22 protein-coding genes, 1 pseudogene and 1 riboswitch are annotated in these 22,611 nt (G+C 66.1%); of the genes and pseudogenes, 16 read left to right on the forward strand and 7 right to left on the reverse strand.

Features of this window, described 5'->3' with window-relative positions; genetic code table 11:
- Positions 1 to 14: 14 nt before the first annotated feature.
- Positions 15 to 215, forward strand: coding sequence for a hypothetical protein (locus ACM6JT_RS07315; RefSeq protein ID WP_217588677.1), 201 nt, complete (start codon positions 15 to 17; stop codon positions 213 to 215).
- A 37-nt stretch (positions 216 to 252) separates the two neighbouring features.
- Here the strand turns inward: ACM6JT_RS07315 and cynR are convergent, their stop codons facing one another.
- Positions 253 to 1,185 carry a transcriptional regulator CynR gene (gene cynR, locus ACM6JT_RS07320; RefSeq protein ID WP_414856184.1) on the reverse strand — a complete coding sequence of 311 codons (933 nt, stop codon included), beginning with the start codon at positions 1,183 to 1,185 and terminating at the stop codon, positions 253 to 255.
- 113 nt (positions 1,186 to 1,298) lie between these two features.
- Between cynR and ACM6JT_RS07325 the strand changes: the two genes are divergently transcribed.
- The 4 genes from ACM6JT_RS07325 (at position 1,299) to ACM6JT_RS07340 (ending at position 3,821) form a co-directional block, all read left to right on the forward strand.
- Positions 1,299 to 1,958, forward strand: a complete 660-nt coding sequence (locus ACM6JT_RS07325) for a carbonic anhydrase (protein ID WP_217588691.1) — start codon at positions 1,299 to 1,301, stop codon at positions 1,956 to 1,958.
- A 30-nt stretch (positions 1,959 to 1,988) separates the two neighbouring features.
- A complete protein-coding gene (gene cynS / locus ACM6JT_RS07330; RefSeq protein ID WP_072438272.1) occupies positions 1,989 to 2,459 on the forward strand; it encodes a cyanase in 471 nt (156 codons plus the stop codon).
- Positions 2,460 to 2,573: 114 nt separating this feature from the next.
- Positions 2,574 to 3,041, forward strand: a complete 468-nt coding sequence (locus tag ACM6JT_RS07335) for a nucleoside deaminase (protein ID WP_034181908.1) — start codon at positions 2,574 to 2,576, stop codon at positions 3,039 to 3,041.
- Positions 3,042 to 3,386: 345 nt separating this feature from the next.
- On the forward strand, positions 3,387 to 3,821 hold the full coding sequence (locus tag ACM6JT_RS07340; protein ID WP_105392726.1) for a GNAT family N-acetyltransferase: 435 nt from the start codon (positions 3,387 to 3,389) through the stop codon (positions 3,819 to 3,821).
- A 70-nt stretch (positions 3,822 to 3,891) separates the two neighbouring features.
- Here the strand turns inward: ACM6JT_RS07340 and ACM6JT_RS07345 are convergent, their stop codons facing one another.
- The gene (locus ACM6JT_RS07345) at positions 3,892 to 4,788 is read right to left on the reverse strand and encodes a LysR family transcriptional regulator (RefSeq protein WP_034181910.1); all 897 of its coding nucleotides are present in this window, start codon (positions 4,786 to 4,788) and stop codon (positions 3,892 to 3,894) included.
- Positions 4,789 to 4,926: 138 nt separating this feature from the next.
- On the opposite strand from ACM6JT_RS07345, the gene tam reads away from it, so the two are divergent.
- Positions 4,927 to 5,712 (forward strand): trans-aconitate 2-methyltransferase, encoded by a 786-nt coding sequence (gene tam / locus ACM6JT_RS07350; RefSeq protein WP_414856185.1) that lies wholly within the window; start codon positions 4,927 to 4,929, stop codon positions 5,710 to 5,712.
- 219 nt (positions 5,713 to 5,931) lie between these two features.
- Positions 5,932 to 6,336, forward strand: a complete 405-nt coding sequence (locus tag ACM6JT_RS07355; RefSeq protein ID WP_034181912.1) for a nuclear transport factor 2 family protein — start codon at positions 5,932 to 5,934, stop codon at positions 6,334 to 6,336.
- Positions 6,337 to 6,403: 67 nt separating this feature from the next.
- Here ACM6JT_RS07355 and ACM6JT_RS07360 read toward each other — a convergent pair.
- Together ACM6JT_RS07360 and ACM6JT_RS07365 are read right to left on the reverse strand one after the other, a co-directional pair.
- Positions 6,404 to 6,925 (reverse strand): annotated as a pseudogene (locus tag ACM6JT_RS07360) (aldehyde dehydrogenase family protein); the annotation flags it as partial.
- A 9-nt stretch (positions 6,926 to 6,934) separates the two neighbouring features.
- The gene (locus ACM6JT_RS07365) at positions 6,935 to 7,819 is read right to left on the reverse strand and encodes a helix-turn-helix transcriptional regulator (protein WP_414856186.1); all 885 of its coding nucleotides are present in this window, start codon (positions 7,817 to 7,819) and stop codon (positions 6,935 to 6,937) included.
- A 439-nt stretch (positions 7,820 to 8,258) separates the two neighbouring features.
- On the opposite strand from ACM6JT_RS07365, the gene ACM6JT_RS07370 reads away from it, so the two are divergent.
- On the forward strand, positions 8,259 to 8,726 hold the full coding sequence (locus ACM6JT_RS07370; protein ID WP_414856187.1) for a YbhB/YbcL family Raf kinase inhibitor-like protein: 468 nt from the start codon (positions 8,259 to 8,261) through the stop codon (positions 8,724 to 8,726).
- A 78-nt stretch (positions 8,727 to 8,804) separates the two neighbouring features.
- Here ACM6JT_RS07370 and ACM6JT_RS07375 read toward each other — a convergent pair whose 3' ends face one another.
- Positions 8,805 to 9,173, reverse strand: coding sequence for a hypothetical protein (locus ACM6JT_RS07375; protein WP_034181916.1), 369 nt, complete (start codon positions 9,171 to 9,173; stop codon positions 8,805 to 8,807).
- Positions 9,174 to 9,206: 33 nt separating this feature from the next.
- Positions 9,207 to 9,599 (reverse strand): winged helix-turn-helix transcriptional regulator, encoded by a 393-nt coding sequence (locus ACM6JT_RS07380; RefSeq protein ID WP_131949094.1) that lies wholly within the window; start codon positions 9,597 to 9,599, stop codon positions 9,207 to 9,209.
- 136 nt (positions 9,600 to 9,735) lie between these two features.
- On the opposite strand from ACM6JT_RS07380, the gene ACM6JT_RS07385 reads away from it, so the two are divergent.
- The 6 genes from ACM6JT_RS07385 (at position 9,736) to ACM6JT_RS07410 (ending at position 17,376) form a co-directional block, all read left to right on the forward strand.
- Positions 9,736 to 10,368 carry a glutathione S-transferase C-terminal domain-containing protein gene (locus tag ACM6JT_RS07385; RefSeq protein WP_105392733.1) on the forward strand — a complete coding sequence of 211 codons (633 nt, stop codon included), beginning with the start codon at positions 9,736 to 9,738 and terminating at the stop codon, positions 10,366 to 10,368.
- A gap of 130 nt (positions 10,369 to 10,498) precedes the next feature.
- Complete coding sequence (locus ACM6JT_RS07390; RefSeq protein ID WP_414856188.1) at positions 10,499 to 10,885, forward strand: hypothetical protein; 387 nt, start codon at positions 10,499 to 10,501, stop codon at positions 10,883 to 10,885.
- Between the two features lie 92 nt (positions 10,886 to 10,977).
- Positions 10,978 to 12,270, forward strand: a complete 1,293-nt coding sequence (locus ACM6JT_RS07395; RefSeq protein ID WP_414856189.1) for a TolC family protein — start codon at positions 10,978 to 10,980, stop codon at positions 12,268 to 12,270.
- 11 nt (positions 12,271 to 12,281) lie between these two features.
- Complete coding sequence (locus ACM6JT_RS07400) at positions 12,282 to 13,814, forward strand: efflux RND transporter periplasmic adaptor subunit (protein WP_131949090.1); 1,533 nt, start codon at positions 12,282 to 12,284, stop codon at positions 13,812 to 13,814.
- The gene (locus tag ACM6JT_RS07405) at positions 13,811 to 17,017 is read left to right on the forward strand and encodes an efflux RND transporter permease subunit (protein WP_414856190.1); all 3,207 of its coding nucleotides are present in this window, start codon (positions 13,811 to 13,813) and stop codon (positions 17,015 to 17,017) included. The genes ACM6JT_RS07400 and ACM6JT_RS07405 overlap by 4 nt, the downstream gene beginning before the upstream one ends.
- On the forward strand, positions 17,008 to 17,376 hold the full coding sequence (locus ACM6JT_RS07410) for a copper-binding protein (protein ID WP_414856218.1): 369 nt from the start codon (positions 17,008 to 17,010) through the stop codon (positions 17,374 to 17,376). The genes ACM6JT_RS07405 and ACM6JT_RS07410 overlap by 10 nt, the downstream gene beginning before the upstream one ends.
- Positions 17,377 to 17,497: 121 nt before the next feature.
- Here ACM6JT_RS07410 and ACM6JT_RS07415 read toward each other — a convergent pair whose 3' ends face one another.
- Complete coding sequence (locus tag ACM6JT_RS07415) at positions 17,498 to 18,508, reverse strand: sodium:calcium antiporter (protein ID WP_414856191.1); 1,011 nt, start codon at positions 18,506 to 18,508, stop codon at positions 17,498 to 17,500.
- 112 nt (positions 18,509 to 18,620) lie between these two features.
- A riboswitch (yybP-ykoY riboswitch) is annotated at positions 18,621 to 18,758 on the reverse strand.
- Between the two features lie 364 nt (positions 18,759 to 19,122).
- Between ACM6JT_RS07415 and ACM6JT_RS07420 the strand changes: the two genes are divergently transcribed.
- Positions 19,123 to 20,832, forward strand: coding sequence for a methyl-accepting chemotaxis protein (locus tag ACM6JT_RS07420; protein WP_414856192.1), 1,710 nt, complete (start codon positions 19,123 to 19,125; stop codon positions 20,830 to 20,832).
- Positions 20,833 to 21,048: 216 nt separating this feature from the next.
- Complete coding sequence (locus ACM6JT_RS07425) at positions 21,049 to 22,362, forward strand: EAL and HDOD domain-containing protein (protein ID WP_034181925.1); 1,314 nt, start codon at positions 21,049 to 21,051, stop codon at positions 22,360 to 22,362.
- The last annotated feature ends 249 nt before the right edge of the window (positions 22,363 to 22,611 follow it).

Here is a 22,611-nt window from a genome sequence, read left to right on the forward strand (position 1 = left end):
TCAAAGGAGTGGAGATGACTTTTTCGCAGAAGCAATCGGGGTTCTTCAGCGGTTTCGACGCGTTCGACGAACCGGCACCGGACGAAGCGGGCGTAGCGGAAGAGGCGCGCATGACGTCGTATCAGGCCGTGTTGCAGGAGCCGATGACGTCGCTCGTCGGGAATACGCTCGATCGGCCGGACGTCGCGGCGGTGGCGATTCTCGGCTACAACTGACGCGTTTCCTCGCGTCGATTCGATTCGACGCAGGCGTTCATTTGCCGGCCGCCTTTTGGCGCGCCGGGCGTGAATTGCCTTTTCCCTTCGCTTTCCCCGCCCCTAGCGCGAGCGCCAGCTCGACGAACGCGCGCGCGGCCGCGCTCCGGTATGCTCCCTTGCGCTGTAGCAGCACCGCCGTGCGCCGCAGCACGGCCGGATCGAGCGCGACGGAAACGAGATCGTCGTGCCCGGCCGCGATCGTCGCGGGCAGCAGCGTCGCGAGATTCGTGCGGCGCACGATCTCGATCACCGCACCAAGCGAATTCGCTTCCATCAGCACACGCGGCCGCACGTCGTGCTCGCGGAAATAACGGTCGATCTGCACGCGCGTCGCGAACTCGGCCGTGAGCAGCACCAGCGGCGCGTCGTGCAGCGCGCGCAGGCCAGCCTTGCGTTTCCCGGTGAGCGCGTGCCGACGGTTCACGACGAGCGCGAGCGTCTCGACCAGCAGCGTTTCCGCTTCGATATCCGCCGTCTGCACCTCCTCGAACGCGATGCCGACATCGAGCTCGTCGTCGACGAGCAGCGCCTCGATGCGTTCCTGCGACATCTCGCGTACCGACAGCGACACATCCGGATAGCGGCCATGAAACGCCTCGACGAGCGGCCCGACGAGATAGCTCGTGAAGGTCGGCGTGACCGCGATCCGCAGCGAGCCGCGGCTGAGATCCTGCACGTCGTGAATGGCGCGCCGGCCTTCCGCGAGATCGTGCAACGCCTGCCGCGCATAGCGGAAATACACGTCGCCGGCGTCAGTCAATCGCGTGACACGCCCGGTGCGGTCGAACAGCTGCGCGCCGAGCATCTCCTTGAGCTGGCGGATCTGCTGCGACAGCGCGGGCTGCGACACGTGCAGCGCGACGGCCGCGCGCGTGAAGCTGCAGTGTTCGGCGACGGCCAGGAAGTAGTTGATATGGCGCAGCAGCATCGCGATTCCTATAAGTTTTGCTTATCCGATGGATCATAAATCAGTCTTTTACGTTATTGGAAGTCCGGCGTAACCTGCCCTTCATCGATTTCACCTACACCGGAGGACACGCGATGAAGGACATCATTGAAGGCTTTCTGAAGTTCCAGCGCGACGCCTATCCGGAGCGTGCCGCGCTGTTCCGCGATCTCGCGCGCAGCCAGAACCCGCGTGCGCTGTTCATCTCGTGCTCGGACAGCCGGCTCGTGCCCGAGCTCGTCACGCAGCGCGAGCCGGGCGATCTGTTCGTGATCCGAAACGCCGGCAACATCGTGCCGTCGTACGGCCCCGAGCCGGGCGGCGTGTCGGCCTCGGTCGAATACGCGGTGGCCGCGCTGCGCGTGACCGACGTCGTGATCTGCGGGCATTCCGATTGCGGCGCGATGACCGCGATCGCGACCTGCCAGTGCATGGACCACATGCCTGCCGTCGGCCACTGGCTGCGCTACGCCGATTCGGCGCGCGTCGTGAACGAGGCGCGCGCGCATCTCAGCGAACGCGATCGGATCGACTCGATGGTGCGCGAGAACGTCGTCGCGCAACTCGCGAACCTGAAGACGCACCCTGCCGTGCGGCTCGCGCTCGAAGAAGGGCGTCTCGCGCTGCACGGCTGGGTCTACGACATCGAATCCGGCTGCATCGACGCCCATGACGGCGCGACCGGCCGGTTCGTCTCCCTGGCGGACCATCCCGACGTCCGCGCCACGCCTGCGACGCTTCCCGTCGCGGCCTGAATCGCTCCCACCCAACCACGAGGTATTGCCATGATCCAGTCCCAGCACAGCCAGACCGCCCGCCACGCGCTTGCGGAGACCGTCGTCCTCGCGAAGGCGCGCAAGAACCTGTCGTTCGCGCAACTCACCGAAGGCACGGGCCTGAGCGAAGCGTTCGTCACGGCCGCGCTGCTCGGCCAGCACGCGCTGCCGGCCGGCGCCGCGCGCGTCGTTGCCGACAAGCTTGGCCTCGACGACGACGCGGTGCTGCTTCTGCAGACGATCCCGCTGCGCGGCAGCATCGACGATCGCGTGCCGACCGATCCGACCATTTACCGCTTCTACGAAATGCTGCAGGTGTACGGCACGACGCTGAAGGCGCTGGTTCACGAGAAGTTCGGTGACGGCATCATCAGCGCGATCAATTTCCGGCTCGACGTGAAGAAGGTCGACGATCCCGAAGGCGGTTCGCGCGCGGTGATCACGCTCGACGGCAAGTACCTGCCGACCAAGCCGTTCTGACCGAACCGACGCAGGCGCGGCGCCGCAACGGCGCCGCCGCACAGGTTCGCCCGACGTGCGTCGGCCGCCGGCCGGTGCACGTTCCGGCCATTCCGTTTCTACGAGGACACAGCCATGGATTTTGTGAAACGCACGATCGATCTCGCGATGAAGAACGTGGAAGAGGGCGGACGCCCGTTCGCGACGGTGATCGTCCGCGACGGCGAGATCGTTGCGGAGAGCCCGAACCTCGTCGCGCAGACCAGCGACCCGACCGCGCATGCGGAGATCCTCGCGGTGCGCGATGCATGCCGCAAGCTCGGCACCGAACACCTGACCGATTGCGAGATCTACATCCTCGCGAGCCCGTGCCCGATGTGCCTCGGATCGCTGTACTACTGCAGCCCGAAGCGCGTGATCTACATCACGACGCGCGAGGACTACGCGCCGTTCTACCGCGACGACCGCAAGTACTTCGAGCTCGACACGTTTTATGCAGAATATGCGAAGCCGATCGGCGAGCGGCGGCTGCCGATGGTGCAGCAGAAGCACGGCGACGCGATCGGTGTCTACCGGCGCTGGCAGGAACTGAACGCGAAGTGACGTGATCCGCGCGGCGCGCAGGTTGCGCGATGCAGCGGCCCCGGCTGCTCGTTTTCTCCATTCTTTGCTCCGCCCGGCGGCTTTCGTGCAGCCGGATAGATCGTGCGCGAGCGGCGCAGCGTGACCGACATGAAGGCGGCGTTCGCGGTGGCGTGAGCCGACGCAACGCGACAACGTGCAACGAAGCGTCGGCCGCGCGATGCGCTCGCCGTTCGTGCTTTTGCAGCGGCAGCGCCGGTCGGACTCGATTCGACCGCATGCCGGCGCGCAGGCGACGCGCTATAGTCGTGCGACGCCCGCAGGGTGCTGCACGCCCGGCGGTCTTTTCACGCACGCATTCGCCCGATGACAGCCCTTCCCGACGTTACCCTTCGACTGACCGACACCGAGCAGCCGGCCGCACGAGACTTCATCAGCCGCAAGCTCGGCGAATTCAACCACGCGATGACGGGGCGCGCCGATGCGGCCGCGCTCGACGTCTACGTGACCGACCCCGCGACCGGCGAGGTATTGGGCGGCCTCACCGGCCGGACTTCGCTCGGCCTTTTCTTCATCGATCTGTTCTACCTGCCCGAATCGCTGCGCGGCGGCGGATTCGGCAGCCGGTTGCTGCGCGAAGCCGAAGCGGAAGCGAAACGGCGCGGGTGTGCACGCGCGGTGCTGTACACGATCTCGTTCCAGGCGCCTGACTTCTACCGGAAGCAGGGTTACGAGACCTTCGGCGAAGTGCCGTGCGAGCCGGAAGGGACCGCGCGTGTGTTCATGGTCAAGACGCTTTGAGAGCCTGTTCCTGACATCCGCCGACATCGCAAGCGGTGGCGGCAAGCGCAATGCCCATCGCGCTCGCGAATCACCGCCCCGGCGTCGCGCGCTCGACGATCATGTCGTAGAGCGCCCGCGCCGCGGGCGACAGTTGCGCGCTCTTGCGCGTGACGAGCACGAGCGTGCGCGACACCGACGGCTCGACGAGCTCGATCGTGCGGATCATCGGATACGCGTTCTTCTGGATCGCGAGCTTTGGCACCACGGCCGCACCGAGCCCTTCGGCGACGAGCCCGAGCGCGGTCGAGCTGCGCTGCACTTCGTAGAACGAGTGCAGCGACACGCCGCTGGTTTTCAGCGCGCCTTCGAGCAGCCCGCGATTGCCGCTCACTTCGCCGGCGAAGATCAGCGGGTGTGGCTGCAGTGCCGCCCAGCGGATGCGCCGCCGCTTCGCGAGCGGATGATCGTCGCGGCAGACAAGCACATACGGGTCGTGCGTGAGCGGCACGCTGACAAGTTCGGGGTGCTGGTCGCCGGCGATGCTGATGCCGAATTCGGCTTCGCGGCGCAGCACGGCCTGCAGTACCGATGCCGATGCGTGATCGAGGATCTTCACGCGATCGTGCGGCCGGTGCCCGGAGAACGCGCGCAGGATGCGCGGCAGGTATTGCACGCCGACCGTCGGCACGCACGCGATCGTGACGTCGCCGCGCTGGCTCAGGCCCGTCTCGCGGATTTCGGTCAGCGCATCGGATAGTTCGTTCAGCAGCCGCCGCGCTTGCGGCAGGAAACGCCGGCCGATCTCGGTCAGCGTGGTGCGGCGCGTCGTGCGCTCGACCAGCGCGACGCCGAGAAACGACTCGAGCTTGCGCAGCCGCTGCGTGATCGCCGTTTGCGTCACGTGCAGCGTGTCGGCCGCCTGCCTGAAGCTGCCGCCGTCGGCGATCGCGACGAAAGCCTGTACACCGAGCGTATCGATTTTCATCAGAAATTTGAATCAATAACGATATTAAATTCATTTTACTGAAGTGCCGCGCCGGTCGCAGAATGCGCTGCATCGGCGGCCGCATGCATTCCGCGCCCGGATGCGGCGGCGCCGCCCATGCCGACAAGGAGAACCATCGTGACGACCCCACTCGATCAATACGCGAGCCAGTACGTGCAATTCGAGGACGAGCGCACGCGGCCGGTGCGCGACCTGCTGGCCGCCGTGCCGCGCACGCCGATCCGCACCGCGATCGACATCGGCTGCGGGCCCGGCAATTCGACGGAAGCGCTGATCGCACGCGCACCCGACGCGACGATCCACGGAATCGACGCATCGGCGGACATGATCGCGGCCGCGCGCAAGCGCCTGCCGGCACTGCGCTTCGATATCGCCGATGTGGCCGCGTGGGACGATCCGGGCGGCTACGACCTGATCCTGTCGAACGCGGTGCTGCAATGGGTGCCCGCGCACGACACGCTGTTTCCGATGCTCGTCGGCCGGCTTGCGCCGGGCGGCCATCTCGCGGTGCAGATGCCCGACAACCTCGACGAACCCGCGCACCGGCTGATGCGCGAAGTCGCCGCGGCCGGGCCGTGGGCGGACAAGCTGAAAGGCGCGGCGCGCACCGAACGGTTCGACGCGCGCTACTACTACGCATTGCTGTCGCCGCTGTGTTCGCGCGTGGACGTGTGGCGCACGGCCTACTACCACCCGCTGCGCGGCGGCGCGGACGCGGTCGTCGAATGGTTCAAGGGCAGTGCGCTGCGGCCGTTCCTCGCGGCGCTCGACGACGGCGAACAGCGTGCGTTCCTCGCGCGTTATCGCGAGGCGATCGCCGGGCCGAACGGTTATCCGGCACTCGACGACGGCACCGTGCTGCTGCCGTTCCCGCGCCTGTTCGTCGTGGCGACGCGGAAGTGACGCGGCAATGCCGCCGGCGACGGGCCGGTGGCCGGCAAGATGCAGACGCATGTCATCGTCGCGGCAGGATAGCGGTGCCCCGGATTGCTCATATCAAATCGGCGCCGCTCGATTGCTCGCCAACCCTAAGTGTGTCGCGCTGCGGTTCGACTATGCTGAAATGACTGCAGCCCGGGCATCGCGCCGCAACGCTGCAACTGGCGATGACGGGAGGGCACGATGACCGAGCAAAGCAACGTTCAACTAGTGCAGCAGGCGTACGCGGCGTTCGGCAGGGCCGATATCGACGGCATCCTGCAGACGTTATCCGAAAGCGTCGACTGGTTCATACCAGGGCCGACCGGCATCATTCCGTTCGCAGGCAGACGACATGGGCCTCAAGAGGTCGCGGCGTTCTTCGGGGCGCTTGCGTCGACGCAGACCGTGGAACGGTTCGAACCGCTCGAGTTCATCGCCAGCGGCAACCGGGTCGTCGTGCTCGGCGCACAACGCTGGTATGTCCACTCGACCGGGCGCACGTACGAGGACGAGTGGGTGCATCTGATCACGATCGAAAACGGCAAGATCACGGCGTTTACCGAGTATCACGATACCGAGGCGGAAGCGGCGGCACATCGACAGTGACGGCGCTGTATGCGTGCCGGCTTTCCGGGAAAAACTCGTCTGGAATCCTGAGCGGCGGAACTGGTCGGTCGATCGCGCGCATCGCGTGGCGCAGTTCATGACAGCTGCGCAGCCACGCGATGCCGAGTTCGCTGCCGATCCCGCTGAGCCCGAAGCCGCCCCAGCACACGTGCGGGTAGATGAGTTGCGGCGCATTGATCCACACGAGCCCCGCGCGCACGTGTTTCTGGAACTGCTTCGCGACGTCGAGATCGGCATCCTCGCGCACGATCAGCGACGACTTGCCGCCGAGTTCGAGCGTCACGCGCTTCATGTCCTCGGCCGCTGCCTGCATCACCTTGCGGCCGGCCGCCGTGCTGCCGGCAAACGAGACCTTGTCGATCAGCGGATGCGCGGTCAGCGCCGCACCGACGTCGGCTTCGGCCTCGAGCGGCGGTTTGCAGCTCACCTGCATCTGCAGCGCGGCGAGGCGGTCACGTTCGGCTTCGACACGCTCGGCGACCGTCGCGAGAATGCGGCCGCGCTCGGCGGGCGGCGTATCGCGCCAGTCGGCGAACGCACCGCGCACAGCGGCGTCGACGTGCGCGGCCTGGCCAGGTCAGCGCGCGATCGCGGGTGGCGCGGCGCCGTCTTGCGATCCGGCGGAAGGGAGCGCGGTGGTGGCCGAACCCCACGCAGCGAGTTCGCGTTTCGTGCGCACGCCGAGCTTCGCGAATGCGCGCTTCACGTACGACTCGGCCGACGCGACGCGCACGCCGAGGATCCCGGCGGTTTCCGGCACCGTCTTGCCGGAGATCAGGTGCTTGCAGGTTTCGTATTCGCGCTTCGACAGCTTCACGCCGTCGGCCGCGATCCGCGCATCGAACTGCGCGAGCGGATGGACTTCAGGTGCCAGGTGCGCGACGCGCCGCACGGCGGTGGTCGACGCATGCAGTTCGAGCAGCGGGAACAGCACGTCGCTGATGCTGCGAAAGCGATTCATCTCGGCCAGCGTGAACGGCGGCCGGTCGCGGCCGCGCTCCAGCGCGATCGAATGCTGCGAGTAGCGTGTGCCGCGCGCGAGCACGCATTCGTGGCCGATATGCACATCATCGAACAGTCGCTGCCGGAATTCGCCGGGCGGGATCGCCGCGATGTCGCGCACGACGAGCATCGTGCCGGTCTTGCCGCGCAGCCCCGCGAATAGCGGGTCGCTGTCGAGAAAGCGCTCGTAGTAGAGCGTCATCACGTCCGAGATTTCCGACGTCGCGGTGCCGATGCCGCTGCTGCCGATCCATTCGCATCGATAGCCTGTGGGCATCGTGCCGTCGACGCGCGAGCGTTCGACGTGCGCGACGTCGAGCGGCACCACGTCGTTCAGCAGTTGCGTGAGGCGCGGCACGAAGTGCGGCGTGCCGACCGTCTCGATCAGCTCGCCCAGCGCCTTGAACGACACGTTGAAGCGGTCGTTGTCGCGGTGGGAGGGGTCCACGTTCAGCGGCATGCGGTTCCCCGGTGAGAAGCGGCGGGATTGTAGCGATTGCGGTGAAAAACGTCATTAAGGGGAAACACCGGCGGGTGTCCTTGCGACTTCGCGCCCCGCAAGACATCGCTTGTCCCCCCGAAGGTGGCAGGTCAGTCTGGCCGCAATCGATGCACAGGCGGCGAGCAGCAGCAGGGAGCCGTGGAGCAGCGAACTGAGTCGCGAGGGACGCGTCATGGTCGGATCAGGGATAAAAGGCGTGGATGAGGATGAAAGTGGCCGGCGGGGCCCGGCTTCCGTTTGCCGCCAATGTACCGGCATCCGGCATGTTCCGCGAGCGGGACCGACATGGCCGGACGTTGCCGGGTAGTCGCGATACCGGTACCTTTGCCCGCCTTGTTCAGGATCGGCGCGATGACAAGGATGTCCGTTCCATTCCTGCTTGCTGGTGAGGTTGACGATGAAGACATTCAAGCCCGGTTTCGCCCTTTGTGTTGCGATGATCGCTGCCGGTACGGCACGAGCAGGCGATTTCTCGATCGAAAGCGCTGAGCTCGCCGGCGGCGCGTTTGATCCCGCGCAGGTATCGGACAGCTTCGGCTGCCACGGTCAAAACATTTCGCCATCCATACGGTGGCGCGGTGTTCCGGAGGGAACGCAAAGCTACCTTCTGACGATGTTCGATGCCGACGCACCGACGGGCTCCGGATTCTGGCACTGGGTCGTCGCCGATATCCCGGCGTCGGCTCATGGCATCGCGTCCGGTTCGGGCAATGACGTTGCCAGACTGCCGGCGGGTGCCGTCCCGATGAAGAACGACACCGGCCACGCCGGCTATCTTGGCCTGTGCCCGCCGCAGGGCGAGACACATCGCTACGTCATTGCGCTGACCGCGCTCAAGGTGAGCGACGCTGCCGGTCGAGCGTGACGCGACGCCTGCGGTCGTCGGCTTTACCGCTCACTACCAGGCCATCGCGAAGGCGACGATGACCGTGCGATTGAGCCGCTAACCACCCGCGCTGTCGTCGCGATACCCGCTCTTGCCGACGAAGATCTCCTTCAGCGCCGCACGCAGCGCGACCGGATCGTACTGGCCGGGTGCGAGATGGATCACGTAACGCGTCTGGCCGTCGAGACGCGCAGCGATGCCCGGTTCGATCTCGACGTCGATCGTGTTGTCCGTCAGGCGCACCGACAGATCCTTGACGCGCCAGTTGATCTGGTCGCGCACCATCACTTCGATCAGCGTGTCGTCCGGAAAGCGCGACAGCGCGAAGCAATAGTCCTGCTCCGCGTCGTGACAGTAGATGTTGGCGAAGCTTTCGTCGTCGTCGAGGTCGGACGTTGCCGCGCCGACGGTAGCGTGAAGGTCCATGAACGTAGGTTCCTGCGTAATAGGTTGTCGAGGTTATCGGGGTGAGCGGCTTGCCGATTCGATCGCCTCCGCCGCTTCGGGCGCCACGCCGGTATCGCACGACGCATCGGCATCGCGCGCCTTCAGCCACAGCCCGAATTCGCGCATCACGTCGACCACCGGCCGCAGCCGGTCGCCGTCCGCGGTCAGATCGTACTCGACGCGCACCGGCACTTCCGGATAGATGGTCCGCCGCACGAGCCCCGCGTCTTCGAGCGCGCGCAGGTCGAGCGTCAGCATGCGCTGCGAGATGCCCGGCATGTCGCGGCGCAGGTCGCTGAAGCGCCGCGGCCCGTCGAGCAGATACGACACCAGCAACAGCCGCCAGCGGCCGCCGAGCATGCGCATCGCTTCTTCAACGGAACATCCTGTCGCACTCGTTTTCATCCTGCTGAACCCTGGTCGGTAAATTTTTTGTGACTACGGCACAAATGACTGCCGTCTTCCCACCCATGCGCCGATGCGAGATATTAGCGCCCGCGTCGCGGCAAATCGATACACGGACAACCAACGAAGGAAACGCATGAAGCTCTATCACGCTCCCGGCAGCTGTTCGCAGGCGATCCGCATCGTGCTGCACGAAGGCGACATCGACGCGCAGATCGTCAACGTCGACGCGCGCAAGCATGTCGTCGAAGGCGGACGCAACTACTACGACGTGACCGAACTCGGCTACGTGCCGCTGCTCGAACTCGACGACGGCACGATGCTGCGCGAAGGGCCGGTGATCGCGCAGTATCTCGCGGATCTGCGCCCGGAAGCCGCGCTCGCGCCCGCCTACGGCACGCTCGCGCGCTACCGGCTGATGGAATGGCTCAACTTCCTCGGCACCGAGATCCACAAGGGTTTCATCCCGCTGCTGTATGCGGTGCAGGCGGGGAAGTACGTGGAGCCGGCGCGGCAGAAGCTCGACAGCCGCTTTGCATGGATCGACCGTCAGCTCGACGGCAAGACGTTCGTCACGGGCGACACGTTCACGGTTGTGGATGCGTACCTGTTCGCGCTGACCGGCTGGGGCAAGGCCGACTGGATGCGCTCGGTGTACAACGCGGATATCGACCTGAGCCGGTATGCGCATCTGCGGGCGTGGTACGAGCGCGTGCGGGAACGGCCGGCGGTGCAGGCGGTGCTGGCGGCGGACGGCCTGTCGCGGTAGCGCGCGGCGATGGCGATGGCGATGGCGACTGCGACGGTCGCGGATACGGCGCGTCATCCCGTCGCACCGCGGCCGTTTCGCGCTATCGCGGCGCCGCCACGCAGCAAAATGCCGCGCTATAATCGCCGCCATGAAACTGCTTCGGACCTTCATCTTGCTGCTGCTTTGCGCGGTGCTGCCCATCAGCGGGCTGGCAGCCAGCGGCCTGACCGGTGAATGTCCGATGCAGCACACGATGTCGATGGAAGCGGATACCGGCATGACCATGTCCGCCGACATGAGCGATTGCGACTCGATGAAGTCGCTCTCCGCCAGCAACGCGAAAGCGAAGGCCAAAGCCAAGGTCATGGCCTGCAAGGTGACGGCCCAATGCCAGTTCGGCAGTCTCTATCACCCGGCCGCCCGCGTCGACGTCACCCATCCCGCTGCATTCGCCAGCACGATCGTCTTCCACTACACGCAGTCCGTCCCGGTCCGCGACCCGAGCGGGTTGTGGCGCCCTCCACGCATTAGCTGATCCCGATCCGACCGGTTCACCGCCCAGGCGGTGAGGTTCGTCCTGTGCTCAGGACGTGGAATCCCTATGGATTCCGACGTTGGGGTTAAACCATGTCATTCGATTTCGGCACGCCGCGCATGCGGCGTGCGTGTCGGCGCGCGCCCGTGCTGTGCGCCGCGCTGCTGGTGACGGGCGCCGTTCACGCGCAGCAGTCGCCATTCACGCTGGACGCTGCGCTGCAGTCCGCTACCGATCATTCCGCTTCGATGCAGGCCGCGCAGGCTTCGGTGCACGCGAGTTCGGAAGCAGCCGTCAAGGCCGGCCAGTTGCCGGACCCGATGCTCAAGGCCGGCATCGACAACCTGCCGGTCAACGGCGGGCAACGCTTCACCGTCGGCCAGGACTTCATGACGATGCGCCGCATCGGCATCGAGCAGGAGTGGGTGTCCGGCGACAAGCGGCGGCTGCGCTCGGCGCTGGCCGGCGAGCAGGTCGGCCGCGAACGCGCGGGGTATCTCGTGCAGCTCGCCGCCGTGCGCCGGCAGACCGCGACGGCCTGGCTCGACGCCGTCTATGCGAAGCAGGCGCTCGCGCTTCAGCAGGCGCTGCTCGCGCACATGAACCATGAACTCGACGCGACGCAGGCGTCGTATCGCGGCGCGAAGGCGAGCGCGGGCGACGTCGTGCAGGCCCGCGCGATGCTCGCGCAAACGCAGGATCAGGTGCTCAAGGCGCAGCAGGCATATCGCACCGCACTTATCGCGCTTGCCCGCTGGACGGCCACGCCGGTTGCGGACGTGACGGGCACGCCGCCCGCGCCCGAATCCTTCGTGTCGTCGCTGCCGCCGGACGAACTGCGTCTGTCGCAACCGGCGCTCGTCGCCGCTGCAGGCGACATCGCGGTCGCCGAAGCCGACACCGCGGTCGCGAACAGCGAGCGCAGCCCGAACTGGACGTGGGAAATCGCGTACCAGCAGCGCGGCGGCGCGTATTCGAACATGGTGTCGGTCGGCGTCTCGATCCCGCTGCCGATCAACCGCAAGAACCGCCAGAACCGCGACGTCGCCGAGAAGGCCGCACTCGCGACGAAGGCGCGGCTGATGTACGAGGACACGCTGCGTCAGGTGCAGGCCGATATCCGCACGCAGTCCGAAACGCTGGCGAGCGGCCGCGAACGCATCGCGAACCTGAGCGCGGCGCTGCTGCCTGCCGCCGATCAGCGCGTGCAGCTCGCCAATGCCGCCTACCGGGCCGGTACGGGTTCGCTTGCCGACACGTTCGCCGCGCGGCGTGCGCAACTGGAAGCGCAGTTGCAGGTGCTCGATCTCAGGCGCGACGTGTCGCAGACCTGGGCGCAGCTCGAATATCAGGTCGTGCCGGCGACGCTGGCCGCCGCGCAGTGAAGGAGAACCTCATGACGAAGCAATCACTGGCGCGCGCGGCGCTGTTGACGTTCGCCGCCGCGGCGCTGCTCGGCGCCGGCTATTTCGCTGGCGTCCGCCATGCGGCGGGCGGCGCGGGGATGGACGCAGCGGCTGCAGCATCCCCTGCCGCACCTGCAGGCGCGACCGATCCGAAGACGGGACGCAAGGTGCTGTACTGGCACGACCCGATGGTGCCGAACCAGCACTTCGACAAACCGGGCAAATCGCCGTTCATGGACATGCAGTTGCAACCTGTCTATGCGGACGAAGGTGGCGGTTCGTCAGGCATCCGGATCGATCCGGGCCTGCAGCAGAACCTCGGTATCCGCTACGCGACCGTACGCCGGCAGCAGACGGCAGCGGGATTCGATGCGGTGGGCACCACGCAGTTCGACGAATCGCGCGCGGACGTCGTTCAGTCGCGCGTCACCGGCTATATCGACCGTCTGTATGCGCGCGCGCCGATGCAGCGCATCGCGAAGGGCGCGCCGGTCGCGTCACTGTTCGTGCCGGACTGGCTCGCGCCGCAGGAGGAATATCTCGCGCTCAAGCGCGGCGGGATGGACGGCAGCCTGCTCGATGCGTCACGTGCACGGATGCGGGCGCTGTCGATTCCCGACGGCATGATCGCGAATCTCGATCGCACCGGCCGTGCGCAGACGCACGTCGTGCTGAGCGCGCCGGAAACCGGCGTCGTCAGCGAGCTGAACGTACGCGACGGCGCGATGGTCGCGCCCGGGCAGACGCTTGCGAAGATCGCCGGGCTGTCGACGCTGTGGCTCATCGTCGAGGTACCCGAAGCGCTCGCGCTGAACGTGCAGCCGGGGATGTCGGTCGACGCGACGTTCGCGGGCGATCCGGCGCGGCACTTCACCGGGCGCATCCGCGAAGTGCTGCCCGGCATCAGCACGGGCAGCCGCACGCTGCAGGCGCGCGTGGAGATCGACAACGCAGCGCTGAAGCTCACGCCCGGCATGCTGATGCGCGTGCGCGTCGAAGCGAAACAGACGGTGTCGCGCCTGCTCGTGCCGTCCGAAACGGTGATCGCGACCGGCAAGCGCACGATCGTCATCGTGAAGAACGGCGACGGCCGGCTTCAGCCGGTGTCGGTGACGGTCGGCAACGACGTCGGCGGCGACACGGAAGTGCTCGACGGGTTGAACGAAGGCGATACGGTCGTCGCATCGGGGCAGTTCCTGATCGATTCCGAGGCCAGCCTGAAAAGCGTGCTGCCGAAGCTGGAGCGGGCCGCGGGAGCAAGCACGCCGGCATCGTCCGCAGCAGCGGCGGCACCGATCTACGAAACCACCGGCAAGGTCGAGAAGGTCACGGCCGACGACATCACGTTCTCGCATCAGCCCGTTCCGGCGCTCGGCTGGGGCGCGATGACGATGGCGTTCGGCAAGCCGTCGGCGAAGGCGTTCCCGGATGTGAAGCCGGGCCAGACGGTGCGCTTCGCGTTTACGCAGACTGACGACGGCTACCGGCTGACGAAGGTCGAGCCGCAGGGAGGCGAACGATGATCGCGCGCATCATTCGCTGGTCCGTCCACAATCGCTTCCTGGTGCTCCTCGCTACGGTGCTGATCGCCGCATGGGGCGTTCATTCGCTGCGGCAGACGCCGCTCGATGCGTTGCCCGACCTGTCGGACACGCAGGTGATCGTGAAGGCGTCGTATCCGGGCAAGGCGCCGCAGGTCGTCGAGGATCAGGTCACCTATCCGCTGACGACGACGCTGCTCGGCGTGCCCGGCGCGAAAACCGTCCGCGCGTACTCGTCGTTCGGCGATGCGTTCGTCTATGTGCTGTTCGACGATCGCACCGATCCGTACTGGGCGCGTTCGCGCGTGCTCGAATACCTGAGCCAGGTGCAGAGCCGGCTGCCGGCAGGCGCGACGGTGTCGCTCGGGCCGGATGCAACCGGCGTCGGCTGGGTGTACGAGTACGCGCTGGTCGACCGCACCGGCCATCACGATCTCGGGCAACTGCGCGCGCTCAACGACTGGTTCCTGAAGTTCGAGCTGAAGGCCGTGCCGGACGTATCCGAAGTCGCGAGCATCGGCGGCATGGTGCGCCAGTACCAGGTCGTTCTCGATCCCGACAAGCTGCGCGCGTACGGGATCACGCAGGCGGCGGTTGCGGACGCGCTTCGCCAGGCCAATCAGGAGTCCGGCGGATCGGTCGTCGAGCTGGCCGAGTCGGAGTACATGGTGCGTTCGTCCGGCTACCTGCGCACGCTCGACGATTTCCGGCACGTCGTGCTGCGCACCGACGACGCGGGCACGCCGGTGTTGCTCGGCGACGTCGCGCGGATCCAGGTCGGCCCGGCGATGCGGCGCGGGATCGCGGAGCTGAACGGGCAGGGCGAGGTGACGGGCGGCGTGATCGTGATGCGCTCGGGCAAGAACGCGCTGACGACGATCGACGCGGTGAAGGCGAAGCTCGCCGACCTGAAGCGCTCGCTGCCGCCGGGCGTCGAGATCGTCACGACCTACGACCGCTCGCAACTGATCGAGCGCGCGGTGGACAACCTGACGGACAAGCTGATCGAGGAATTCGTGATCGTCGGCATCGTCTGCGCGGTGTTCCTGTTCCATCTGCGCAGCGCGTTCGTCGCGATCCTGTCGCTGCCGCTCGGTGTGCTGGCCGCGTTCATCGTGATGCGCTACCAGGGCGTGAACGCGAATCTGATGTCGCTCGGCGGGATCGCGATCGCGATCGGCGCGATGATCGACGCGGCGATCGTGATGATCGAGAACGCGCACAAGCATCTGGAAGCATACGACCACGCGCATCCCGGCGAGCCGATCACGGCCGCGCGCCGCTGGGAACTCGTCGCGGCGTCGGCCGCGGAAGTCGGGCCGGCGCTGTTTTTCTCGCTGCTGATCATCACGCTGTCGTTCATTCCGGTGTTTTCGCTGGAAGGGCAGGAGGGCAAGCTGTTCGCGCCGCTGGCGTTCACGAAGACCTACACGATTGCCGCCGCCGCCGGGCTGTCGGTGACGCTGGTGCCCGTGCTGATGGGCTATCTCGTGCGCGGCCGCATTCCGCACGAGAACGCGAACCCGATCAACCGCGTGCTGATCCGCGTGTACCGGCCGTTGCTCGAAGCGACGCTGCGGCGCCCGTGGTTCGCGATCGGCGTCGCGGTTGCCGCGCTCGTGCTGACGGCCGTGCCGTTGTCGCGGCTCGGCGGCGAATTCATGCCGCCGCTCGACGAAGGCGACCTGCTGTACATGCCGACCGCGCTGCCGGGCATCTCGGCCGACAAGGCGAGCGAGCTGCTGCAGCAGACCGACCGGCTGATCAAGACCGTGCCCGAGGTCGATACCGTGTTCGGCAAATCTGGCCGCGCCGATACCGCGACCGATCCTGCGCCGCTCGAGATGTTCGAGACGACGATCCGCTTCAAGCCGCGCAGCGCATGGCGGCCCGGCATGACGCCGGAGAAGCTCGTCGACGAACTCGATCGCACGGTGAAGGTGCCGGGCCTGTCGAACGTGTGGGTGCCGCCGATCCGCAACCGGCTCGACATGCTGTCCACCGGCATCAAGACGCCGGTCGGCGTGAAGATATCCGGGCCGGACCTGAAGGGGATCGATGCGATCGCGACGCAGGTCGAGGCGGCCGTGAAGCACGTGCCGGGCGTCACGTCCGCACTCGCGGAACGGCTGAACGGCGGCCGCTACATCGACGTCGACATCGACCGGCTCGCCGCCGCGCGCTACGGGCTGTCGGTCGCCGATATCCAGTCGGTAGTGTCGTCGGCGGTCGGCGGCGACGATATCGGCGAAGTGATCGCGGGGCGCGAGCGCTTTCCGATCAACATCCGTTATCCGCGCGAGATCCGCGATTCGCTCGAGAACCTGCGGCAACTGCCGGTCGTCACGGCGCGCGGCGCGCAGATCCGCCTCGGCGACGTCGCGCACATCGCGATCGCCGATGGCCCGCCGATGATCCGCAGCGAGAATGCGCGGCTGTCCGGCTACGTGTACGTCGATATCCGCGGCACAGATCTGCGCACCGCGGTTCGCGCGATGCAGCAGGCGGTCGCGCAACAGGTCGCGTTGCCGCCCGGCTATTCGATCGCGTGGTCCGGGCAGTTCGAGTATCTCGAACGCGCGGCGGCGACGCTGCGCACCGTCGTGCCGGTGACGCTCGTCGTGATCTTCGTGCTGCTGTTTCTCACGTTCGGCTCGGCGGCCGACGCGCTGCTGCTGATGTCGACGGTGCCGTTCGCGCTGGTCGGCGGCTTCTGGCTCGTGTGGGGGCTCGGCCATGCGGTGTCCGTCGCGACGTCGGTGGGTTTCATCGCGCTCGCGGGCGTGGCCGCCGAATTCGGCGTCGTGATGCTGCTGTACCTGAAGGGCGCACTGACGCGCCGGCTCGACGCCGGCGAACCGCTGACCGATGCGCTGCTGCTCGATGCGATTCGCGAAGGCGCGGTGCTGCGCGTACGGCCGAAGGCGATGACGGTCGCCGTCGTGCTCGCCGGCCTCGTGCCGATCATGGTCGGGCACGGCGCCGGTTCCGAAGTCATGCAGCGCATCGCCGCGCCGATGGTCGGCGGCATGGTCACCGCGCCGCTGCTGTCGATGTTCGTCATTCCCGCCGCGTGGCTTCTGCTTCAGCGCCGTCGTGTGCGAAGCGCGAGCGATGCGCGGCATTCCGATGCAGTTCCTCACGGCATGAACGTGCCATCCACCCAAACCGGAGAATCCCGATGAAGAAATTGATTGCTACCACCGCTGCCGTTCTCGCGATCGGCGCTTTTGCAGCTCCCGCCTTTGCCGCCGGTGACATGTCGGGCATGGACATGTCCGGCATGAAGATGTCGTCCGATGGCGCGGCCGAGTCGCATGCCGCGCTGACCGATGCGGAAGTGAAGAAGGTCGATGCCGCGACCGGCAAGGTCACGCTGAAGCACGGCGCGCTCGACAACGTCGGGATGCCGCCGATGACGATGGCGTTCAAGGCGAAGGATGCGGCCATGCTCGAGCAGGTGCATGTGGGCGACAAGGTCAAGGTCCGGATCGAGAACGTCAACGGCACGATGACGATCGTCAAGCTCGTCAAGGCATCCTGATCGTCTAGACGCGGGTGTCGTTTTCGCCCGCGTCAATGCAGTGAAGCGTATCGCGCGGACGCGGCGGACGTTGCCGCGTCCGCGCGCGTGCGCGTGTCGGGCAATGCGCCCGATCCCGGCTTCAGCGCGCCAGCGTCAGGAACAGATACACCACATAACCCGCGCCGTTCGCCAGCAACGCCCAGATCGCGAGCCCGCGCTTGCGCGCATTGACGCGCAGCCAGGCCGCCGCCGCGAGCGTGACGATCACGCCGGTCAGCACTTCGGGGCGCGGCTCCCACGGCGTCAGCGTGATGCCGATCGCCGGCAGCAGCGTGCCCTGGAACACCATCGCTCCGGTGATGTTGCCGAACGCGAGCGTGTCCTTCTTGCGGCGGATCCACAGCACGCTGTTGACCTTCTCCGGCAGCTCCGTGGCAATCGGCACGATGATCAGCGACAGCAGCAGCGCCGATATGCCGAGCACGTGCGACACGCCTCCCACGCCGTGAATGAAGCCCTTCGCACCGCCGACCAGCAGCGCGACGCCGAGCAGCAACTGCAGCGCGATGGTCGCCAGGTTGGTCGGCAGGCCCGTGCGCGCCAGGAACATCGTGTGCGGCGCCTCGGTGCCGTGCCCGGCATCGACGAGCTGGCTCGACGCGCGGAACGTCATCACGACGTACATCGCGTAGATGCCGACCAGCATCGCGGAAAGCAGCGCGCGTACGGCCCAGTTGTGATGCGGGACGAACATCGCCACGGTCGCCAGCGAGAACGCGGCCAGGAAGTAGTTCATGTCGCGCACGAAGCCCGTGCGCTCGGGCGCGATCGTGCCGCGCAGCCCGCGCGAGCGGATCACGGCGAGCGTCATCAGGAAGGTGGTCAGCGTTGCGAGCATCAGCGGCGCGCCGAGAATCGCGCCGACGCCGATTTCCTCGTTCACGGCCTGGTTCGCCGTGCCGCCGGCCAGCGCGAGCAGCGGCACCATCGTTTCGGGCAGCGCGGTGCCGACGGCCGCGAACAGCGAACCGGTCACGCCTTCGGAAATCTTCAGACGTTCGCCGAGATGTTCGAGCGCATTGGTGAAGACTTCGGCGGCCACGAGGATCACGAGCAGCATGAACGCCAGTTCGACGAACATGAAAGTCATGCGACACCTCCGCAGGCTGATGCGTAGCGGGCGACGGGGCGCGGGGGAACGGCTGGGAGGAACATGGGGACTCCGTGGTCGGACGCTGACGAACCATGGCACAACCGCCGACGTCCGACCAGGAACGACGCGATGTGCCCATGGTCTCGCCAGACCGAATCGGCCGAACGCGCCACGGCCGAAAGCCGAGTGTGTTGACGCGTTCGCTTTCCGCGGAGCGGAAAGCAGGCTACTCCCCAAAGACGAAGGGCAGTCTAGCGGAGCGGATTTCTTTCGACAAGCCTTCGCCTCGAAAAGTGTTTCTTCGCGGATTTCCGTGGATGTCGCTGTCCGACCATGAGCCGCCCTTCATGCCAACTATCGTGTATGACCGTTACCTGATCGTAAGCGGCCGTCGGCACGCCTCTTGGTCCTTGGCGCCCGTGCCTGCTTCTATCACATATCGGCAGCCAGCATTTTGGCAATTTCCGTAAGGGACCGCTCCAGAATCGACTGCTAATCGCGATCGATCTCGGGCCGTTATCTGCTGCAAGTATTCCGTCGAAGCTGCACTCTGCAGAGTGAGCTTCGCACCTTCTCCCCCCCGCTGGTCAATCTGCAAGGTCGGTAAGCACATGAAGCTGTCATTTGCGCAGAAACTCTGGTTGCCACTCATCCTGAGCCTGCTGTGTCTCGCCGGCATATCGGTCTACAACGCTTACCAGACTCGAGAAATGCGGCTGGAGGAGCGCAAGGCGGACCTGAAACATGCAGCGGAGATCGCGCTGAGTGCGGTCAAGACCCTTGGCGATCAGGCTGCCGCCGGTGCCATGCCGGTAGCGGACGCCCAGAAGCGGGCCTTGGACAGCGTCCGGAACATGCGGTACGGCGAAGACGGTTATTTCGTGATCCTCAATTCGCAGCCGATGGCGCTAATGAACCCTGCAAGACCGGAACTGGAAGGCAAGGACGTCGGCGATTTCAAGGATCCGAACGGCGTCTACTTCTTCAGGGACACGGTCGCCGTCATCAAGCATGCCGGTCGGGGTTTTACCGCATATTCCTTTCCGAAACTGGGGAGAACCGAAGCCTCTCCGAAAGTCGTCTACAACGTGACATATCAGCCGTGGGACTGGATTCTCATGACGGGGCTTTATGTCGACGACCTCGATGCTGCATTCCGCTCGACGCTGTACCAGAGCCTCGGGATTCTGGTGGTACTGGCCGGCGCGCTGTCGGTTGTCGTGTTGCTGCTCAACCGCGGCATCTTGCGCTCGCTGGGCGGTGAGCCGTCCTATGCCGCCGAGATTGCAAACCGGATCGCCGGCAACGATCTGACCGCCGTGGTGAAGACCGCACCGGAGGACCGCTCGAGCCTGCTTTTTTCGATGAAGCGCATGCAGGAGCAGCTCACGCAGACGATCGGTACGATCAAGGTTTCGGCCGACTCGATCGCTACCGCCACGCACCAGATTGCGGCGGGCAACCAGGACCTGTCGCAGCGCACCGAAGAGCAGGCCGCCTCGCTCGAGGAAACGGCGGCCAGCATGGAGCAATTGACCTCTACCGTCACCCAGAATGCCGACAATGCCAGCCAGGCCCGCCAACTCGCCGCGCAGGCTGCGCAGGTGGCGGAGCAGGGCGGCGCCGTCGTGTCACGCGTGGTGGAAACCATGGATGGCATCAACGCCAGCTCGGACAAGATCGCCAACATTGTCGGTATCATCGAGAGCATCGCGTTCCAGACCAATATCCTCGCGCTGAATGCGGCTGTCGAAGCGGCGCGGGCGGGCGAGCAGGGACGGGGTTTCGCGGTGGTCGCGTCGGAAGTGCGTTCGCTGGCACAGCGCTCTTCGGCGGCGTCCAAGGAAATCAAGGAGCTGATCCACGATTCCGTGGAGCGCGTGCAGGCAGGTGCCGGCCATGTACGGGAAGCGGGTGCGAAGATGCGGGAGATTACGTACGAGATCAGGCGCGTGACGGACATCATGGGGGAAATCACAGCCGCATCGCAGGAACAGAGCAAGGGTATCGGCCAGGTCAACCAGGCCGTCACGCAGATGGACGAAGTCACGCAGCAGAACGCGGCGCTGGTCGAACAGGCGGCGGCCGCCGCCAGCTCGCTCGAGTCGCAGGCGGACGATCTGAAAGCGTCCGTTTCGATGTTCAGACTGAACGCCTCACGCGACGCCGAAGCCAGCCGCCCTGTCACGCAAACGCACACGATTGCGGCTCCGACTCCGACGCGCGCCCGGACCCCGGCCAGGTCAGCCCCGGATCGGCCCGCACCGCAGCCCGTTCTGGCAGCGCAAACCGCCGCGGCGGGAGAATGGGACAGCTTTTAGGCGGCCATCCGCGTCACGAGTGACCGACAGGCGGAGCAAACCGCGCGGGTCGACGCCGGCACGGAGGGTTATCATGCGTCTACGTGAGCGTTGAAGAAGCCGGAGACGACGCCAGTCATCAGCGCAACGAACTCCCCGGATGCGACGGATACCCGCTTGGCATCCGCGAGACCTCAACTCTAAGGGGATCGTTCAAGATTGAATACAAGAGCACCGATGCCCGGCCCCGCCGACGATCAACCGACGTCGGACAGCAAAGCCGCCACACCGGAATACGTCTACCTCGGGCGGCAGCCGATTCTGGACCGCAGCGGAGTATTGAACGCATTCGAACTGCTGTTCCGCTCCGGGACAGCCAATCTTGCCCGAATCACGGATGACGCTGCTGCCACTGCGCAGGTCATCGAGAGACTCATCGGCGATATTGGCCTCGACGCTGCACTGGGCGATCGCACCGGCTATGTGAACGTCGACCGGACGGTGCTGATGTCCGACATCGTCCGGTTGTTGCCGCGTGAACGCGTCGTACTCGAAATCCTCGAAACCGTGACGTTCGACGAGGCGCTCTGCAGGCGCTGTAACGAACTGCGGCGCGCGGGCTACCGGCTCGCGCTGGATGACGTTTCTCGGGTTTCCCCGCGCCTGCTCGAGTTTCTGCCTTACGTCGATATCGTCAAGATCGATTTTCTCGAATGCCCGCGCGAACACCTTGGCGAACTGATCGACGCCGTCAGGCAGCACGGCAAGGTGTCGATCGCCGAGAAAGTCGAAACACCGGAGGACCATGCTGCGGCCATGCGCGCCGGCTTCGACCTGTTTCAGGGCTACTACTTTGCGAAGCCGCAGGTGCTGACATCGCGGCGCATCAAGCCATCGCGCGACGCGCTGCTGCGCCTGCTCGTGCTTCTGGGCGGCGAACCGGAGATTGTCGAACTCGAAGCCGAACTCAAGCGGATTCCGAACCTCGTCATTCAACTTCTGATGCTGCTCAATTCGAGCGCGGTCGGGCTTAGCCAGGCAGTTTCATCGCTGCGTGAGGCGATCATGCTGGTCGGCACGCGGCAAATCACGCGCTGGGCACAGTTGCTCCTGTTTGCAGATGAACGTCTGGACGCGCTGCGCTCCGATCCGCTGGCGCAGCTGTGCGGCACGCGCGCGCGATTCATGGAACTTGCCGCCAGCCGGCTGCGGCCCGATGACGATAGGATTGCCGAGACCGCGTTCATTGCGGGCGTGTTCTCGCTGGTTCATGTGCTGTTCGGCAACACGATCGAGGACGTCGTGACTACGCTGCCGATCCACGCCGATATCCGGCGGGCACTGCTCGAACGGCGTGGCGAGCTGGGTCTGCTATTGAACGCCAGCGAGGCAGCCGAATCGGGGGAGTTCAACGCAATCCGCGCAGCGTGCAATGAATTGACGATCTTCACCCCCAACGACCTGACCATGCTCTGGCTTGCCGCCGCCGCGTGGTACGACGATCAGGTGCGTGGGCTACCCGCACACCGCCCGCAGCGAGCCTCGCAATAAGGGAGCGATGGCCGCGCCGTCGACCTCACCCTGCCCGCAGCCGCTCGACTTGCCGCCGCGCAACCCGGATGTCGTCGTGGCACTCAACTCTTGTCCGAATCTGCCGTTAACTCAGGGCGGCTGCCCCTGAAAGGGCGGTGAGGGCGGTGCTCCGGCATGTGGATTCGCCGGACAAGGGGGCGTCGACCGTGGTCACGGGGCCAAAGTGCCGCGCTCGTCGCCACGACGCCTCGAGCGATGGGGCAATTC

It is taken from the genome of Burkholderia sp. IT-111MI5 (genome assembly GCF_949752865.1).
GTDB classification, from domain to species: Bacteria; Pseudomonadota; Gammaproteobacteria; order Burkholderiales; family Burkholderiaceae; genus Burkholderia; species Burkholderia pyrrocinia_C.

Bases quoted from the DNA above. Each gene is read 5' to 3' on its own strand.
- ACM6JT_RS07315 (WP_217588677.1), top strand. From the start codon at position 15: ATGACTTTTTCGCAGAAGCAATCGGGGTTCTTCAGCGGTTTCGACGCG.
- cynR (WP_414856184.1), bottom strand. From the start codon at position 1,185: ATGCTGCTGCGCCATATCAACTACTTCCTGGCCGTCGCCGAACACTGC.
- ACM6JT_RS07325 (WP_217588691.1), top strand. From the start codon at position 1,299: ATGAAGGACATCATTGAAGGCTTTCTGAAGTTCCAGCGCGACGCCTAT.
- cynS (WP_072438272.1), top strand. From the start codon at position 1,989: ATGATCCAGTCCCAGCACAGCCAGACCGCCCGCCACGCGCTTGCGGAG.
- ACM6JT_RS07335 (WP_034181908.1), top strand. From the start codon at position 2,574: ATGGATTTTGTGAAACGCACGATCGATCTCGCGATGAAGAACGTGGAA.
- ACM6JT_RS07340 (WP_105392726.1), top strand. From the start codon at position 3,387: ATGACAGCCCTTCCCGACGTTACCCTTCGACTGACCGACACCGAGCAG.
- ACM6JT_RS07345 (WP_034181910.1), bottom strand. From the start codon at position 4,788: ATGAAAATCGATACGCTCGGTGTACAGGCTTTCGTCGCGATCGCCGAC.
- ACM6JT_RS07355 (WP_034181912.1), top strand. From the start codon at position 5,932: ATGACCGAGCAAAGCAACGTTCAACTAGTGCAGCAGGCGTACGCGGCG.
- ACM6JT_RS07365 (WP_414856186.1), bottom strand. From the start codon at position 7,819: ATGCCGCTGAACGTGGACCCCTCCCACCGCGACAACGACCGCTTCAAC.
- ACM6JT_RS07370 (WP_414856187.1), top strand. From the start codon at position 8,259: ATGAAGACATTCAAGCCCGGTTTCGCCCTTTGTGTTGCGATGATCGCT.
- ACM6JT_RS07375 (WP_034181916.1), bottom strand. From the start codon at position 9,173: ATGGACCTTCACGCTACCGTCGGCGCGGCAACGTCCGACCTCGACGAC.
- ACM6JT_RS07380 (WP_131949094.1), bottom strand. From the start codon at position 9,599: ATGAAAACGAGTGCGACAGGATGTTCCGTTGAAGAAGCGATGCGCATG.
- ACM6JT_RS07385 (WP_105392733.1), top strand. From the start codon at position 9,736: ATGAAGCTCTATCACGCTCCCGGCAGCTGTTCGCAGGCGATCCGCATC.
- ACM6JT_RS07390 (WP_414856188.1), top strand. From the start codon at position 10,499: ATGAAACTGCTTCGGACCTTCATCTTGCTGCTGCTTTGCGCGGTGCTG.
- ACM6JT_RS07395 (WP_414856189.1), top strand. From the start codon at position 10,978: ATGTCATTCGATTTCGGCACGCCGCGCATGCGGCGTGCGTGTCGGCGC.
- ACM6JT_RS07400 (WP_131949090.1), top strand. From the start codon at position 12,282: ATGACGAAGCAATCACTGGCGCGCGCGGCGCTGTTGACGTTCGCCGCC.
- ACM6JT_RS07405 (WP_414856190.1), top strand. From the start codon at position 13,811: ATGATCGCGCGCATCATTCGCTGGTCCGTCCACAATCGCTTCCTGGTG.
- ACM6JT_RS07415 (WP_414856191.1), bottom strand. From the start codon at position 18,508: ATGACTTTCATGTTCGTCGAACTGGCGTTCATGCTGCTCGTGATCCTC.
- ACM6JT_RS07420 (WP_414856192.1), top strand. From the start codon at position 19,123: ATGAAGCTGTCATTTGCGCAGAAACTCTGGTTGCCACTCATCCTGAGC.
- ACM6JT_RS07425 (WP_034181925.1), top strand. From the start codon at position 21,049: ATGCCCGGCCCCGCCGACGATCAACCGACGTCGGACAGCAAAGCCGCC.